The organism is Gordonia sp. CPCC 205515 (genome assembly GCF_048537925.1).
In the GTDB taxonomy this organism is placed as follows: Bacteria; Actinomycetota; Actinomycetes; order Mycobacteriales; family Mycobacteriaceae; genus Gordonia.
This window is the reverse complement of the sequence record NZ_JBCLVJ010000006.1, coordinates 1-15396: the sequence shown is the minus strand read 5'-3', so window position 1 is coordinate 15396 and position 15396 is coordinate 1. Positions and strand designations below refer to the sequence as shown.

Here is a 15396-nt window from a genome sequence, read left to right as displayed (position 1 = left end):
CGCAATCGAAGAGAGGATGAAGAATATGTCAGATCGGTTGGAGGGCAAGGTCGCCTTCATCAGTGGAGCCGCACGTGGCCAGGGGCGCAGTCACGCGCTACGGCTGGCCGAGGAGGGCGCGGACATCATCGCAGTCGACATCTGCGGACCGGTGACGCCCGACAGTGCCATCGCGGCCGCGACGTCCGCCGACCTCGCCGAGACCGTGGACCTGGTCAAGGCGCGGAATCGACGGATTGTGGCCACCGAGGTGGATGTGCGCGATCAGGCTGCCCTCGACGCGGCGGTCGCGAGTGGCGTCGAGCAACTCGGACGTCTGGACGTGATCGTGGCCAACGCCGGCATCGGCAACGGCGGCGAAACGTTGGACAAGACCAGCGAGTCCGACTGGAATGACATGATCAACGTCAACCTCGCCGGCGTCTGGAAGACCGTGAAAGCGGGTGTGCCGCACCTTCTCGCGGGTGGAAACGGCGGGTCGATCGTGCTGACCAGTTCCGTGGGTGGGGCGAAGGCGTATCCGAACACCGGGCACTACATCGCGGCCAAGCACGGCGTCCTCGGACTGATGAAGAGCTTCGCCGTGGAACTCGGCGAACACTCCATCCGCGTCAATTCGGTGCTACCCACCAATGTGAACACCCCGATGTTCATGAACGAGGGCACCATGAAGCTCTTCCGGCCCGACCTGGAGAATCCGGGCCCCGACGACATGAAGATCGTCGCGCAGATGATGCACGTCCTGCCGATCGGCTGGGTGGAGCCCGAAGACGTCAGCGCCGCAGTCGCTTTCCTGGCTTCCGACGACGCACGGTTCATCACCGGTGTTGCCCTGCCGGTCGACGGTGGAAGCCTGCTGAAGTAGGCGGCCCCTCCCACCTTGCGGTTGGTGGCCTCGATGTGCTCGGCTCCTTCGTCGCCGGGCTTACTCGACCCCCACACGTTGATCGAGTAGTGAGGAGCGCTAGCGACGAGTGTATCGAGATCTCGTGCGGTACAGGGCTAGTGGTCTCGATGCGCTCGCTCGCGGGCGCTCGCGGGCTTACTCGACCAGCGGAAGGCAAGACTCTCCCCGACTCAGATTGGCCGCCTGTGGCGGCCCAGGACTACTTACTCGACCACAGGTGGTGGTGCGCCAAGATCGTCCGACCGTGATGGTGGTTTTGGCTTCTTCCGCGCCAACGCCGGCAGATCACCGTACCTGCCTTCGATCAGGGCGATTCGCTTCGCTCGTGACCACTTCTGGATACGTTTCTCGAGAGCGTATGCCTCGCCGATGTTTTCGTATTCCTGGTACCAGGCCAGGCGGACGGGGGTTCGCTTGCTCGTATATCGAGAGCCGCGCCCGGTGTTGTGCTGTTCGGCGCGATTCTCGATGTTTCGCGTGCTCCCGACGTAGAGACTCTTGTCGGCGCACTCGAGGATGTAGACGTAGGCGGTCATGGAACTACTATCCGACAGAATTCGTGGGGTGGCGGAATTTTATCCACAGGGTGCGGTGGGCCTCGATGCGCTCGGCTCCTTCGTCGCCGGGCTTACTCGACCGGCGGAGGGGACGATCGGCGGGAGGGGGTGATCGGCGGGAGGGGATCAGAAGCCGGTTTGGGTGATGAGGTCGTCGAGGGCGCCGAGGTCGCCACCGAGCTCGGCGGCGACCTTGCGGACGACGTCGACATCCTTGCCGACGAACTCGCGGACTCGTTCGGTGAAGGCGTCGACCGAGCCGTAGCGGGAAATGCTCTCCAGTGCACGGCTGTTGGCGCTGCCGTTCGGCAGTGCGGCAAGGAGTTCGCGTTCATCGAGGCCGAGGCGGTCGGCGAGGTCGGCACCGGCGCGGACGAGACCGATCTGTGCGGCGAACATCGCGTTGTTGACGAGTTTCACCCGTTGCCCCGCACCGAGTGCGCCGACATGGAGGATCGGGTCGGCGTAGGCGCACAAGACGGCTCGCGCAGCGGCCACCTGGGTCTCGTCGCCCCCGGCGAAGACAGTGAGATGGCCGGCGGCGATGTCGTGTGGCCCACCACTGATTGCCGCATCGATCACCGAAATGCCGAGCGGGGAAGCCACTTCGGCGATATCCGTGACAGTCTGCGGGCTGCCGGTGGTGTGCACGACCACGGTGGCACCGGCCGGTAGGCGTTGCAGGAGTGGGCTGTTCAGACAGATCTCGCGTACCTGCTCGTCGGTGAGAACAACGATCAGCACGATCGTGGTGTCCGGCGTCACCAGATCGGTGATCGAGGTGCACGCGCGTGCGCCCGCAGCCGAAAGCAGTTCGTGGGCAACCGGAGTGCGTGCCAGAGCGGCGACCGTGTGCCCGGCGTCGAGCAGCCGGGACACCATCGGCATGCCCATCCGTCCGACACCGATCACCGCCACGTCACTCATGACTGCAGTTCCTCGATCTTGCCGAGCGTGGACTGTGCCGCGGCGAACGTGGCATTGCCGGTCGTGTTCTCGGCGCCGGCGATGTCGGCGACCAGACCGACGTCCTTGCGGAGCAGGTTGCCGGCGTGGGTGGCGATGCGTTGGATGGTTCCGCCGGATGCCGCAATGGATTCCAACGCATAGCTGCGGGCGGTGCCCTTCGTGAGAACATCGGCGAGCCGGCTGGGTTCGACACCCAATGTCTCGCCGAGTGCCAGTGCGTCGACGACCGTCGCCATGTTGGCGGTGAACAGCAGGTTGTTCAGCAGCTTTGTGGTCTGGCCTGCGCCCAGCCCGCCCAGGTGGACCACCGGCCCGCCGTAGGCGGCGAACACCGGTTGGCAGCGCGCCACATCGTCGTCGGCGCCGCCCACCATCACCAGCAAGGTGCCGGCCGTGGCGCCGCGCCCGCCCCCGCTGACCGGAGCGTCGACGACCCGAACTCCCTTCGTCGCGGACAGCTCGGCCAATTTACGGCAGGTATCGGGGTGAACAGTACTGTGTACGACGATGATTCCGCCCTCGGCCAATCCGTCGAGCACGCCGTCGGGTCCAGACGCCACCTCGAGGACGTCGCTGTCGGCGACCACACACAGACAGACGATGTCGCTGGACGCCCCCACTTCGGCGGGCGTGCCCACGATCTTTGCGCCGGACTCGACGAATGGTTCGAGCGTCTCCGGGCGACGCGCCCAGAGTGTGACGTCCTCGCCGGCGTCGATGATCTGTTGGGCCATGGGGCCGCCCTGGCTGCCGAGGCCGATGAAGCCGATGCGCATTCTGCTACTCCGTTTCGCTGGTGGATCAGGGGATCGGTAGATCGGGCAGGGTGCGGCGCGCCACGCAGTACTCGACGAACGACAGCACGCGCAGGTGGTAGGACCGGGCGAGGTGTCCGAGGCTCAGGTTGTGGCCGCCCCCGACGAACTCGTCGACCACCACCCGTGGCGATGACGAGAACAACTCCGCGATGTCCGCTAGCGCCGTGCTGTCGTGCCGCCACACCCGTTCGTGTTCGGCCGCAGTGAAATGCACCGGAACGCTGACCGCGGGAGCGTGAGAGGGAAAAGTCTCCCGCGGCCAGGCGCGCACTGCCGACCCCTCGAACGGCGGTGTCTTCGACGCGATCGACGCGCCGCCGATGACGTCGGCCGGATAGAGCCCGGCCGGTTCCCACAACAACTGCCGGACTCCTGCGGCTGGTGCGTTGCGCTCATGGTTGCCGAGGATCGCGTGCGCGGCCGCCTGCCGCTCCAACCCCGTCCCCGACAGTTCGAGTCCCAGCAGATGTGGTCCGCGCGCCCCATCGGCCGCCATCCGAATCGTCAGTTCACATCCCACCGAATGCGCCCACAGGAACAACCCGGCGCCGGTGGCGCGTCCCGCGACGAGCGCGTCCACAGCGCCATAGGCGAGTTCCACACGTCGCGCCGCATCCATGTGTTCGGCGTGCGGGCGGGAGGCGCCGTATCCGGGGCGGTCGATGGCTATCGCGGTATAGCCCAGCGATTGGGCCAGCCTCAGCAGCGAATTGGCCGGATGCCCAGGGCAATCGAAGTAGGTGGCTCGCGCGGCACCGCCGTGGATCGCGACGATGATCCCGCGTGGATCGTCGGCCTCGGCGATGAGCCCTGACATCGGGACGCCGTCGACTTCCACGACGCGCGCCGACACCAGGTCGTCGACCTCGTCGAGCCACGGTTCCGCGGTCACGAAGTACTCCGCAACAGCAGCACACCACTCGGGGTGAGTCCACCGCTGCTGACCACCCCGACGCGGGCGTCGGCCACCTGTCGGTCGCCGGCGTCGCCGCGGAGTTGGACGATCGCCTCGTGCAGCAGACCCATCCCGTGGGTACGGCCGTGGGAGAGCTGTCCGCCGTGTGTGTTCAGCGGGATCTGTCCCTGCAGCGAGATGTTCTTGCCGCCGTCGAGGAACTCGCCGGCCTCACCGATTCCGCAGAAGCCGAGTGCCTCGATCCAGGACAGACAGTTCATGGTGAATCCGTCGTAGAGTTCGGCGAGGTCGACGTCGTCGGGTCGCAGCGAGGTGCGGGACCACAGGTGTGCCGCCTGGCCGAGGACCTGCGGTTCGTGTGTCAATGTGCTTTGGTCCCAATCCATCCGCTCGATGATCTGGGTGCCGACCGCCTCCACGAGGACCGGCGGCTGGGCCAGATCGCCGGCTGTCTCCACCGCCGACACGATCACCGCGACAGCGCCGTCGCATGGCACGTCGCAGTCGTACAGGCCGAATGGGGTGGTGATCGGGCGGGCGGCCAGGTAGTCCTCCATGGACATCGGGTCGCGATAGACCGCCGACGGATTGAGCGCGGCATTGGCGCGTTGGTTCAACGCGATCCAGCCGAGAGTCTCTTTGGTGGTGCCGTAGCGATGAAAGTGGCGTTGGGCGTTCTGCGCCAACGTGTGTGCCGCGGACGTCGCGCCGAACGGCACCATCCAGCTCGATGTTCGTCCCGAGGGCGGGACGATCGTGCCATTCTTGATCATCTCGCCGTAGGTCGATTCCCAGACGGTGCGGTAGCAGAGCACGTGGCGGGCGAGTCCGCCCGCGACGGCGAGCATGGCCGCGATGACCGACCCACCCGGACCGAAGGTTTCGATACCGCCGTTGTGCCAGGTGGGTCGAATGCCCAGGGCCGCTTCGATCGGTGTGACTCCGCCCTCGCCGAACCCGCCGACGTTCCCGCCGCCGGGATAGGTGGCGATGCCGTCGATGTCGGCCATCGTCAGTCCGGCGTCGGCCACCGCCGCTTGGCAGGCTTCGACGGTCAGGGACAGCGGCGGCGCCATCAGACGACGGCCGATTCTCGACATGCCGACACCGGTCAGCGCCACCCGGTCCTCGAACTTGTGGGTGGTGGCCATCGGCCGGACGTGCCTGGCGAAGTCGGTGGGAGCGATCTCGTCCGCCGGCATCGGCGCGGGCTCGGCGGGCTGCTCGGCGATCGGGGCGAACAGCGGCAGCCAGACGTCCTCGACGGGGAGGAAACGCACCTCCACCGTCATGCCCAGATAGAGATCGTCGGGTTCGCAGTCGATGATGTTGGTGGTCAGCCGAATTCGTTCGTCTTCGGCCAGGGCGACCTGTGCGACGACGTACGGTGGCGCGAGACCCGGCACCGCGAAGCGGTGATTGACGGTGAACCCCGCGATGGTGCCCCGCCCGGACACCGCGCGATGCCCCATCTCGGTGCCGAGGCAGTACCGGCAGGCGGGTTGCGGTGGGTGGATGAGTTCCGCGCACTGTGCGCATTCCTGAATCCGCAACAGGTTGTCGGCGCCCGAGGTCCAGTAGAACTCGTTGGCCGGTGTCAGTTGCGGGAGCGGGCGTACCGGCCCATCGGGCACGACGTTCCTCCTGTCGTCTTGCGGAATATGGTGGCCGCTATGCCTTCTGCTTCGTCTTGGCGAGCGCGAGGGGTTCGGCGAGGACCTGCTCGTCGACCATCTTCTGCACCTCGACGAGGGTGTCGGCGAGGGTCGCATGCGTACGCGGTCCCGGGGTGAAGGTCGCAGGCAGATGCCGCATGCCCTGGATCACCCCGATCGAGTCGTAGTGCACCGTGCCTGCCGGGTCGCACTGATAGTCGGGCATCCGGTCCAGCACCGCGATCAGCATCCGCTTGAACACCGTGCGCGCGACGTTCGATCCGATGCACCGATGGATGCCGAGGCCGAAACTGAAGTGGCGGTTGCCGGTTCGATCGAGGTGGATGGCATTGGGATCGTCGAACAGTTCCGCGTCGCGGTTGGCCATCGCCCACGAGAGCCACAGGCGGTCACCCTCGCGGAAGTCGGTGCCCTCTTCGGACTCGAAGTCCTTGGAGATCGTGCGTCCGTCGCCCGCGGCCGGCGTGAAGTACCGCAGGAACTCCTCTGTGGCGCCGTCGAGCAGAGTGTCGCGGTCGTCGCTGAGGCGTTGCCGTTCGGCAGGGTTCTCTGCCAGCCATTCCAGAGCGTGAGCGGTCAGGGCGGTGGTGGTGTCGAATCCGCCGCCGATGACCAGGCTCAGGATGCCCAGCAGCTCCATGTCGTCGGGAGCGCCGCCGTCGATGCTGGCGTTGGCGACGGCGTTGATGATGCCCGGTCGCGGGTTCGCCCGGATCTCGAAGAGGTTGGTGATCAGGTCGATGCCGAGTTGGCGATGCAATTCGGCCACTCTCGGCGCATCCGGTGAATCCGGCGGGGTGTAGACCGCGGCATGGACCGGCTCGTTGTAGATCTCCCACTTCTCCACGGGGATACCGAGCATCGCCAGGGTCAGCACGGCCGGTACGACATTCGCCAGTTCGTCGACGAAATCAATTCGGCCGCTTTCGATTTTCTCGTCGATGCAGGCGTGGATGACCATGTCGATCACCGGTACCCAGCGCTTCACCGCGGCCGGCGACAGGTACGGGTTGAGGATCGACCGGAAGAATTTGTGCTCCGGCTCGTCCATCTCCAGGATTCCGCCCCGAACACCGGCCGCGCGTTCGGCGGTGGGGATGCTGATGCCCTTGTACCCGGTCCGTTCGTTGCGGACGTCGTGGTCGTTGGAGACGTACGGGCAGCGGGCGAGTTCGAAGACCGCATCACTGCTCGCGGCGACCCAGTGGCCGTCGTAGGTGTCACTCCACGCGACCGGGCACTTCTCGTGCATCTCCTGGGTGGTTTCCAGGAACTTTTCGCGATAGTCGGTGGCGTGTCGTTCGAAGGTGTACCGCTTGTGTTTGCGGGCGTCGTCGTCGGTCATGCTGTCAGCAGTCATCGTCGTATCTCCTGGTGTGCCATCATCAGTCGCTGCCGGAGGTGACGCGCTCGGACACCGTGATCGCCTGCTCGGGGCAGGACCGTGCCGCTTCGCGAACCTTGGCCTCGAAGCCGTCGGGTACGTCCTCGGCCACCGGTGTGGCATGGCCGTCGATGTCGCTGAGCTCGAAGATCTCGGGCGCGATCATCGCGCACAGGGTATGCCCCTGGCATCGGTCGGGATCCACGTGAACTCGCACGATCGTCCTCCTTGAATCAGTGAAAGATGTTGGTGGGCAGTCGGATCAGATCTTGAAGTCGTACCACTTCAGGTAGCCGCCCGCGTCGACGCGCATCTGCATACCGGTGACGTAGCGGGCTTCGTCGGAGGCAAGGAACAGGACGGTGTTGCTGATGTCGCCGGGCTCGACCCACGGAATGCGCATGGCCTGCTGTACATAGAAGGCAGGAGTGGCATCTTCCTTTGTCGGCGCCTCCAGATCTGGGCGGAACGAACGGTACATCGGCTCGCTCTGCAGCATGTCGGTATTGCAGTTCGTCGGGTGGATGACGTTGGCGCGGATACCACGCGGTGCCAGGTGCGTCGCCAGCTCATACATGTACTGCGACAGAGCTCGTTTGGAGAACACATAGGCGACACCACCGAGGTCCTTGCCGGGCACGTCGGTCTTGCCGATGTCCATCAGCGCGGCAAGGGAACCGGTGGCGATGATCGATGCGCCCTCACCAAGGTGGGGGAGCGCGGCCTGGACGGCGTTCATCGTGCCGACGAGGTTGGTGTCGATGACCTCGCACCAGGCCTGGGTGGCCGGTTCACCCTTCATACCGGCGACACCGGCCTGGGCGACGACGATGTCGAGCTTGCCGAACTCGTTGACACCCCGTTCGACGGCGTTGCGCATCTGCGCGGCCTCGCGGACATCGGCCTGCACGGTGATGACGCGGCGATCGTGCTTCTCCACGAGTCGCGCGGTCTCCTCGAGATCCTCCGGGGTGGCCATCGGGTAGCCGATGGTGTCGAGATCCTTACAGATGTCGACGGCGATGATGTCGGCACCCTCTTCGGCGAGGCGGACGGCGTGGCTACGGCCCTGCCCGCGTGCCGCGCCGGTCACGAACGCTACTTTTCCTTCTACACGACCCATGATGAAACACGCTTTCTCTGATTCTTGAGTTGAATTGAGTGACGGAACAATGACTCTCGATCTCAGGTGTTGCGACCTCCATTGACGCCGAGGATCTGTCCGGTGATGTAGCCGGCGTCCTCGGAGATGAGGAAGGCGCAGGCGGCGGCGATGTCCTCGGGGCGGCCGACGCGGCGTACCGGAGTGCGCTGGATGTGTTCCTCGACCGTCCCGCCGAGGAGCTTGCGTCCTTCGGCAGTACGCAGCATCGGGGTGTCGACAAATCCCGGGGGCACTGCGTTGACCGTGATGCCTTGCGGGCCGAGTTCGAGCGCAAGGGATTTGGTGAGTCCGTTGACCGCAGACTTCGCCGACACATAGTGCGCCATGTAGGGCTGGCCGGAATGCGCACTCGACGACGAGATGTTGACGATGCGTCCCCACTGCGCCTCGAGCATGTCCGGTAGCGCCGCCTGGATCGTGTGGAACACGCCGTTGAGGTTGACGTCGATGACTTTGTACCACTCGTCGAAGCCGAGTCTGGTGAACTTCTGAAATCCGTCGACGCCTGCGGCGTTGACCAGAATGGTGATGGGGCCCAATGCTTCCCGGATGGCGGCGAACGCCGTGTCGACCTGCGCCCGGTCAGTGACATCGGCGGCCTGGGCCAGCGGGTCGTCGCCGGTGGAGGTGAGGTCGATGGTGCCGACGCTGTAGCCCTGACTGCGTAGCCGCTCCGCGACGGCGAGCCCGATGCCGGAGGCGCCGCCGGTGACGATTGCCGTTTTCACGCCCAGGCCTCATCTCCGGCGATCGTGGTCCGGTGCATCAGGCGTTCCGACGACGGGTCATACGGCAACGCGCGGTGCAGCATTCCGGTGTTGTCCCAGATCACCACATCGTCCTTCTCCCATTCGTGGACGTAGCTGAACCGCTCCTGCGTCGACCACGCCAGCAGTTCGTCGAGCAACTCCCGGCTCTCCTCGGGTCGCATCCCGACGATGTGGTCGGCGGTGGCACCGATCACCAGGGAGCGGCGCCCGTCGCGGCGCTGCCAGACCAGTGAGGTCTCGTGGGTGGGCAGTCGACGCCATCCCGCGACCTGTTCGTCGGTCGGCTCGGGATTGACGAGTCGCTGCGATGCTTCGAAGCTGTGGAGCACCCGCAATCCCTCGTAGCGCTTGCGGTCCTGTTCGGGAAGATTCTCGTACGCGGCGTAGGTGCTCGCGAACTCCGTTCCGCCGCCGACCATCGCGACGTGCCGGGCGGTGAGCATGGTGGCCTTGGCGGGGATGTCGTTGGTGGTGTCGTCGATGTGCCAGTTGAAGGTGCCCTTGAGGTACTCGGCGGAGCGTGACTTCGCCGGATCGAGCGAGACGACGAACACCTCCTTGCCTGCGGGTGCGAGGACCGGGCCGAGTTGCTTGCTGAAGGCCACCTGGTCGTCGTCGTCGAGGTGCAGTCCCCGAATCAGGAGGACACCACGCCATTTGAGGGCTTCGAGGCAGTGGCCGATGGTCGCGGGGTCGCGGAGGTCGTCGACACCGGTGACTTTGACCCCCATGGCGGGGGTCAGGGCTGAGGTCTGGATCACAAGAATCTCCCTTCCATGTGTGAGAACGGTACTCTCCAAATTAAGTAATCGGCAAGAGTTCAGTGGATTTGTCCCGACCGCCGCGCGATGTCCGCTGACCTTGCGGACGCCGCGATTCTATGCGAATGTGACGTTAGTCATATACGAGAATAGCGTTTCCGAACAGAACTGGAGGGCGAGTCGTGGCCCACGACACGTTGACGACCGAAGCGGCGACATCCGAGGGTGCCCGGGGTGCGGAATCCCCTGCGCGGCACCTGCTGATCAACGGACAACTGGTCGGTGCCGCGTCGACCTTCGAGTCGATCAATCCGGCCACCGGGGCGGTGCTGGGGTCCGCGCCGGACGCCGGCGTCGAGGAAGCCGAAGCGGCAATTGCCGCTGCACGACGGGCCTTCGACGGCACCGACTGGGCCACCGACGTCGCGTTCCGCGCGCGATGCCTCGATCAACTGCACTCCGCGCTGCTCGAACACGTCGAGGAGCTCCGCGAGTTGACCATCGCCGAGGTCGGGGCGACCCGGATGCTGACCAAGGGCAATCAGCTCGAGGTGCCGATCGGCATCGTCCGCTATTACGCCGATCTGCTCGAGAACCACTCGTTCACCGAGGAACTCGGCGCCATCGAGATCCGAGGGCAGCAGCACCGCCGGTGGACCGAGCAGGAGCCTGCCGGGGTGGTGGCGGCGATCGTCGCTTACAACTACCCGAACCAGCTCGCACTGGCCAAGATCGCGCCGGCGTTGGCCGCGGGTTGCACGGTGGTGCTCAAGGGCGCGCCGGATACCCCGTTGGTCACCCTGGCGCTCGGCGAGATCATCGCCAAGTACACCGACATCCCGGCCGGTGTGGTGAACGTGCTGTCGTCGTCACAGGTCGAGGTCGGCCAGGCGATGGTGGCCCACCCCGACGTCGACGTGGTCACCTTCACCGGCTCCACCCCCGTGGGCAAACAGATCATGGCCGACGCCGCCGGCTCACTCAAACGGGTGTTCCTCGAACTCGGTGGCAAGTCCGCGCTCATCGTGCTCGACGACGCGGATCTGATGAAGGCGGCACAGTTCGCGGCCTTCACCATCTGCACCCACGCGGGTCAGGGGTGTGCACTGACCACCAGAGTGCTTGTGCCACGCGACAAACATGACCAACTCGCCCAGATGATCGGCGGCATGCTCGAGCATGTGACCGTCGGTGATCCGTCGGACGACAAGACCTACATGGGGCCGCTCATCAGTGCCCGCCAGCGGGACAAGGTCGACGGACTGGTACAGCGGGCCGTCGCGGACGGAGCGCGACTGGTGCGCGGGGGTACGGCCATCGACCCGGGGTTCTTCTACGCGGCAACCCTTCTCGCCGACGTCGACCCCGACAGCGAGATCGCCCAGGAAGAGGTGTTCGGTCCGGTCCTGGTGCTCATCCCGCACGACGGCGACGAACACGCCATCGAGATCGCCAACAACTCGAAGTACGGGCTGTCCGGCGGCGTGCTGACCGTCGACCGGGACCGCGGACTCGCGGTGGGACGCGCCATCCGGACCGGCACCTTCAGCATCAACGGCGGCAACTACTTCAGCGCCGACGTCCCCTTCGGCGGCTACAAGGAATCCGGCATCGGCCGCGAGATGGGCGTCGCCGGCCTGCATGAGTTCACCGAGACCAAGGCCTTCGCCGAGGCGGTCGAATCGTGAAACCGTTGGAGGGCATCCGCATCCTCGAGGTCGCCATGTACGGGTTCGTCCCGTCGGCCGGCGCGGTGCTCGCCGAATGGGGCGCCGAGGTGATCAAGGTCGAGCACGCCGTGACCGGCGACCCACAACGCGGTCTCCGGCAGACCGGCACCTTCCGCATCGACGGTGACGTGAATCCCAATGTGGAGCACGCCAATCGGGGCAAGCGCAGCATCGGTCTGGACATGTCGAAACCTGAGGGCCGCGAGGTGCTCTACGAGTTGGTGCGCAAGGCCGACATCTTCCTCACCAGCTTCCTGCCCGGCCCGCGAGCGCGTTTCGGCATCGACGTCGACGACATCCGTGAGGTGAATCCGACGATCATCTACGCCCGCGGTAGCGCGCTCGGCCCGCGGGGCGCGGAGTCCGATCGGGGTGGTTACGACATGACCGCGTTCTGGTCGCGCGGCGGCATCGCGGCCACAATCACTCCGCCGGGCGGCGAGGGGATCATCAATCCGCCCGGTCCCGCGTTCGGCGACACGATCTCCGGTACAAATCTCGCGGGCGGGATCGCCGCTGCGCTGCTCAAGCGGGAGCGGACGGGGGAGCCCTCCGTCGTCGACGTCTCGCTGCTGGGCAGTGGCCTGTGGTCGATGGGTCACACCGTGGCGCTGTCGCTGTTCCTCGACAAGCCGATGGAGGCGCCGAAACCCGGCTCGCACGGATCGATCCGAAATCCGTTGTCGGGCCTGTACAAGACCGCCGACGATCGGTATTTGTCCCTGGTCATGTTGCAGCCGGGCAAGTTCTGGCGTGATGTGTGCGAACACATCGGGCGGCCTGAACTCGCCGACGATCCGCGCTTCGCCACCGCCGAGGCGATCGGCGAACACACCGCGGAAGCCGTGGACATCCTGCGGGCCGCCATCGCCGAACGCACCCTGGCCGACTGGACCAAGCAGTTCGCCACACTGTCCGGCCCGTGGGCACCGGTGCAGGATTCGCAGCAGGTCGGCAGTGACGCACAGATCCGCGACAACGAGTACATCGTCGACGTCGGCGAGCTCGAATTGGTCAGCAACCCCGTGCAATTCGATGTGTCCCGGCCGGAAGCCGCGGCGGCTCCAGAGTTTGCTGCGCAGACCGACGACATCTTGCAAGAGCTCGGACTCGACTGGGACCGCATCATCGAACTGAAGGCCGCCGGAGCGGTCACCTAGGAAGGCGTTGGCGTCATGCCCTACCTGACATCTGTCGGAACGTATCTCCCCATCTGGGGTACCACGCGGCATCGTGTGGCCGGCGACGACGAGGACGCCATCACCATGGCGGTCGAAGCAGGTCGCGCCGCGCTGGCCGACGGTGGGTCCGTGGAATCGGTGATTCTGGTGACTCGCGATCTGCCGTTGTCGGAGAGCAGCAATGCCGCGGTGCTGCTGGCCGGACTCGAACTGGATCCGGAACTCGAGGTCGCCGAGCGGCTCGGTGGAGCACCGGCCGCGCTCGACGCGTTGAGTTCGGCCCGGCCCCGCACACTCGTCATCGGTGTCGACCTCGAACCGGCAGGCGCGGCCGCCGTCCTCACCGGCGACAAGGGCATGCGTGTGTGTACCAGTGCCCGCGTCTCGCGCAGCCTGCCGGTCCGAACCCGCAGTGCCGCAGGCGCGGTCCACGACTACGGTGACGCCCGATTCCTGCACGACCGGGGACTAGTCGCATCGCTGGCCGCCTCCTGGGTCGACAAACCCACCGTGGTCGCCGGAGTCGGCGGCAAATACCTCACCGATGTCGCGGAGGTGGACGCTGCGCTGCCCACCCTCGGTGCCAGCTCGGGACTCTTCGCCGTCGCCCGCATGGCCGAGCAGGGATTGACCGGGCGCCTCGTCGCCGTCGAACAGGCCAGCCTGTCCGGCATCTCGGTCGACGACGGACATCTTGCCGTGCATCGTCGTGAACCCGCCGCGCGTCCCAAGTCCGACGAACCCATCACGCCCGGTGGCGAACTCCGTATCTCGCTGGCCTCCTATGAGCGCGCCTTCGATGCCAAGGTGCGGTGGGAGGCGGGGCGATTCGCGGACAGCGCCGAACTCGACTTCCCGCCCCGTTATCACGTCGACACCGACGGGTCGTTGCGCACGGATTACGAACTGGTGCCGCTGCCGCGGGCCGGGGTGGTGTATTCGGAAGCGACCGTGCATGTTCCGGTGCCCGGACTGCCCTCACCCTATTCGCTGGTCCTGGTCGACCTCGACGACGTCGGCGTGCGCGCCCTGGTCAAGGTCACCGGCGCCCACGTCGGTCTGGTGGGCGTCGGTGACCGCGGGCGGCTGGTGTTGCGTCGCCTCGCCGTGCGGTCCGGTGTCCCCGACTACGGCTACGCATTCGAACCCGAAGGAGTTGCGGCATGAGACGAGTGGCCGTTGTCGGTGCCGGGATGACCCCGTTCGCCGAACATTTCGCGCTGGGTGTGAAGGATCTGGTACCCATGGCGTTCGCCGAATGCGCGGCGTCGGTGGACAAGGGGATCGACAAGCACGACATCGGCGCCGCGTGGTTCGGTGCGGTCGGATCCACCGACGGGTTCGCGTCCGGAATCGTCGCCGATTCCCTCGGGCTCGACGGGATTCCGGTCACGCGAGTGGAGAACTCCTGTGCCACCGGCAATGACGCGATCCGTAACGCTGTCTACGCCATCGGCTCGGGCGCCGTGGACGTAGCCTTGGTGGTCGGTGCGGACAAGCTGCGGGAGATGGCATCGAAGGATGTCCTCTGGGAGTGGGAGGCCGTGTCGCGCGACATGGCGTGGGAGTATCCGCTGGGGTTGCTGGCCCCCGCCGGTGTGGCCCTACACGTCAATCGGTACTTCCACGAATCACCTGCCACCCGTGAGCATCTGGCGATGATCGCGGTGAAGAATCACCGGCACGGGGCGACCAACCCGCGTGCCCGGCTCCAGTATGAGATCACCGCGGAACAGGCGCTGTCTGCACCCACGGTGGTCGAACCCTTCGGCACCTACGACTGCGCACCGCTCAGCGACGGCGCGGCGGCGCTGATCCTGGTGGCCGAGGATGTCGCCGACCGCTACACCGATCGACCCGTGTGGGTCTCCGGTGTCGGGCTGGGGATGGATTCGGTGTTGCATCAACACAAGTCGGATCTGACGACCTTCCCGGCGACCGTGCGCGCGGCACAGCAGGCGTTCGCGATGGCCGGCGTCGCACCGGGCGACGTCGATGTCGCCGAGGTGCACGACCTGTTCACCGGCATCGAACTGATCAGCTATGAAGACCTCGGGTTCGCCAACCGGTTCGAGGGCTACAAACTCCTCGAGGCAGGGGAGACGACCATCGGGGGCGCGTTGCCGGTCAACACCAGTGGCGGGCTGAAGTCGAAGGGGCACCCGCCGGGCGCGTCCGGCGTGGGTCAGTGCGTCGAGTTGTTCGAGCAATTGCGTGGCGGTGCCATCAACCAAGTCGAGGGCGCGCGGATCGGGTTGGCACACAACGTGGGCGGACCGACATCGGTGGCCGCGGTGACCATCCTCAGCGGCACTCGACCGAACTGAGCCACGCTTCCTGCCGCTGGTTGTCCTTCCTGCCGCTGGTCGCCCTCTCCTCCGCTGGTCGCCCTCGCTCCCGCAGGTCGCCTTTCCCTCGCCGGTGCAGCCGTCCGCGCCGGTGGCTTCCCGCCGGTTGAGCCGTCCGAGCCGCTAGTACTACAGCCGTAGATTGGGTTCATTGAGGTTTTGACCTGCGGTTTTGATGGCAGAGTCGGGCTCGTTGTTGGTGGCGTCGCCGCCA

At 66.1% G+C, this 15396-nt stretch carries 15 protein-coding genes; 5 read left to right on the top strand and 10 right to left on the bottom strand.

The window, feature by feature from the left end:
• Positions 1 to 25: 25 nt before the first annotated feature.
• Positions 26 to 865, top strand: a complete 840-nt coding sequence (locus AAFP30_RS08665; protein WP_419229489.1) for a mycofactocin-coupled SDR family oxidoreductase — start codon at positions 26 to 28, stop codon at positions 863 to 865.
• A gap of 245 nt (positions 866 to 1110) precedes the next feature.
• Here the strand turns inward: AAFP30_RS08665 and AAFP30_RS08660 are convergent, their stop codons facing one another.
• The 10 genes from AAFP30_RS08660 to AAFP30_RS08615 form a co-directional block, all read right to left on the bottom strand.
• A complete protein-coding gene (locus AAFP30_RS08660; protein WP_419229488.1) occupies positions 1111 to 1443 on the bottom strand; it encodes a GIY-YIG nuclease family protein in 333 nt (110 codons plus the stop codon).
• A 147-nt stretch (positions 1444 to 1590) separates the two neighbouring features.
• Positions 1591 to 2391, bottom strand: coding sequence for an NAD(P)-dependent oxidoreductase (locus tag AAFP30_RS08655; RefSeq protein ID WP_419229487.1), 801 nt, complete (start codon positions 2389 to 2391; stop codon positions 1591 to 1593).
• The gene (locus tag AAFP30_RS08650) at positions 2388 to 3209 is read right to left on the bottom strand and encodes an NAD(P)-dependent oxidoreductase (protein ID WP_419229486.1); all 822 of its coding nucleotides are present in this window, start codon (positions 3207 to 3209) and stop codon (positions 2388 to 2390) included. The genes AAFP30_RS08655 and AAFP30_RS08650 overlap by 4 nt, the downstream gene beginning before the upstream one ends.
• Before the next feature lie 25 nt (positions 3210 to 3234).
• Positions 3235 to 4143, bottom strand: a complete 909-nt coding sequence (locus AAFP30_RS08645) for an alpha/beta fold hydrolase (protein WP_419229485.1) — start codon at positions 4141 to 4143, stop codon at positions 3235 to 3237.
• Positions 4140 to 5801 (bottom strand): thiolase C-terminal domain-containing protein, encoded by a 1662-nt coding sequence (locus tag AAFP30_RS08640; protein ID WP_419229484.1) that lies wholly within the window; start codon positions 5799 to 5801, stop codon positions 4140 to 4142. The genes AAFP30_RS08645 and AAFP30_RS08640 overlap by 4 nt, the downstream gene beginning before the upstream one ends.
• Before the next feature lie 37 nt (positions 5802 to 5838).
• Entirely contained in the window at positions 5839 to 7203 is a 1365-nt protein-coding gene (locus AAFP30_RS08635; protein WP_419229483.1) for a cytochrome P450, read from the bottom strand.
• Positions 7204 to 7228: 25 nt separating this feature from the next.
• A complete protein-coding gene (locus tag AAFP30_RS08630) occupies positions 7229 to 7444 on the bottom strand; it encodes a ferredoxin (RefSeq protein ID WP_419229482.1) in 216 nt (71 codons plus the stop codon).
• 45 nt (positions 7445 to 7489) lie between these two features.
• Positions 7490 to 8350, bottom strand: a complete 861-nt coding sequence (locus AAFP30_RS08625; protein ID WP_419229481.1) for a mycofactocin-coupled SDR family oxidoreductase — start codon at positions 8348 to 8350, stop codon at positions 7490 to 7492.
• Positions 8351 to 8412: 62 nt separating this feature from the next.
• Entirely contained in the window at positions 8413 to 9120 is a 708-nt protein-coding gene (locus AAFP30_RS08620; protein ID WP_419229480.1) for an SDR family NAD(P)-dependent oxidoreductase, read from the bottom strand.
• Positions 9117 to 9923: a TauD/TfdA dioxygenase family protein gene (locus AAFP30_RS08615; RefSeq protein ID WP_419229479.1), complete on the bottom strand. Its 807-nt coding sequence runs from the start codon at positions 9921 to 9923 to the stop codon at positions 9117 to 9119. The genes AAFP30_RS08620 and AAFP30_RS08615 overlap by 4 nt, the downstream gene beginning before the upstream one ends.
• Positions 9924 to 10105: 182 nt before the next feature.
• Between AAFP30_RS08615 and AAFP30_RS08610 the strand changes: the two genes are divergently transcribed.
• From AAFP30_RS08610 to AAFP30_RS08595, 4 genes are read left to right on the top strand one after another with little or no spacing between them, the layout of a single operon-like run.
• On the top strand, positions 10106 to 11611 hold the full coding sequence (locus tag AAFP30_RS08610; RefSeq protein WP_419229478.1) for an aldehyde dehydrogenase family protein: 1506 nt from the start codon (positions 10106 to 10108) through the stop codon (positions 11609 to 11611).
• A complete protein-coding gene (locus AAFP30_RS08605; RefSeq protein WP_419229477.1) occupies positions 11608 to 12813 on the top strand; it encodes a CaiB/BaiF CoA transferase family protein in 1206 nt (401 codons plus the stop codon). The genes AAFP30_RS08610 and AAFP30_RS08605 overlap by 4 nt, the downstream gene beginning before the upstream one ends.
• A 15-nt stretch (positions 12814 to 12828) precedes the next feature.
• On the top strand, positions 12829 to 14001 hold the full coding sequence (locus tag AAFP30_RS08600) for an OB-fold domain-containing protein (RefSeq protein WP_419229476.1): 1173 nt from the start codon (positions 12829 to 12831) through the stop codon (positions 13999 to 14001).
• Positions 13998 to 15161: a thiolase C-terminal domain-containing protein gene (locus AAFP30_RS08595; protein WP_419229475.1), complete on the top strand. Its 1164-nt coding sequence runs from the start codon at positions 13998 to 14000 to the stop codon at positions 15159 to 15161. The genes AAFP30_RS08600 and AAFP30_RS08595 overlap by 4 nt, the downstream gene beginning before the upstream one ends.
• The last annotated feature ends 235 nt before the right edge of the window (positions 15162 to 15396 follow it).

Coding starts and splice junctions, on each gene's coding strand:
- AAFP30_RS08635 (WP_419229483.1), bottom strand. CDS start 7,203: ATGACTGCTGACAGCATGACCGACGACGACGCCCGCAAACACAAGCGG.
- AAFP30_RS08650 (WP_419229486.1), bottom strand. CDS start 3,209: ATGCGCATCGGCTTCATCGGCCTCGGCAGCCAGGGCGGCCCCATGGCC.
- AAFP30_RS08625 (WP_419229481.1), bottom strand. CDS start 8,350: ATGGGTCGTGTAGAAGGAAAAGTAGCGTTCGTGACCGGCGCGGCACGC.
- AAFP30_RS08655 (WP_419229487.1), bottom strand. CDS start 2,391: ATGAGTGACGTGGCGGTGATCGGTGTCGGACGGATGGGCATGCCGATG.
- AAFP30_RS08600 (WP_419229476.1), top strand. CDS start 12,829: ATGCCCTACCTGACATCTGTCGGAACGTATCTCCCCATCTGGGGTACC.
- AAFP30_RS08665 (WP_419229489.1), top strand. CDS start 26: ATGTCAGATCGGTTGGAGGGCAAGGTCGCCTTCATCAGTGGAGCCGCA.
- AAFP30_RS08660 (WP_419229488.1), bottom strand. CDS start 1,443: ATGACCGCCTACGTCTACATCCTCGAGTGCGCCGACAAGAGTCTCTAC.
- AAFP30_RS08595 (WP_419229475.1), top strand. CDS start 13,998: ATGAGACGAGTGGCCGTTGTCGGTGCCGGGATGACCCCGTTCGCCGAA.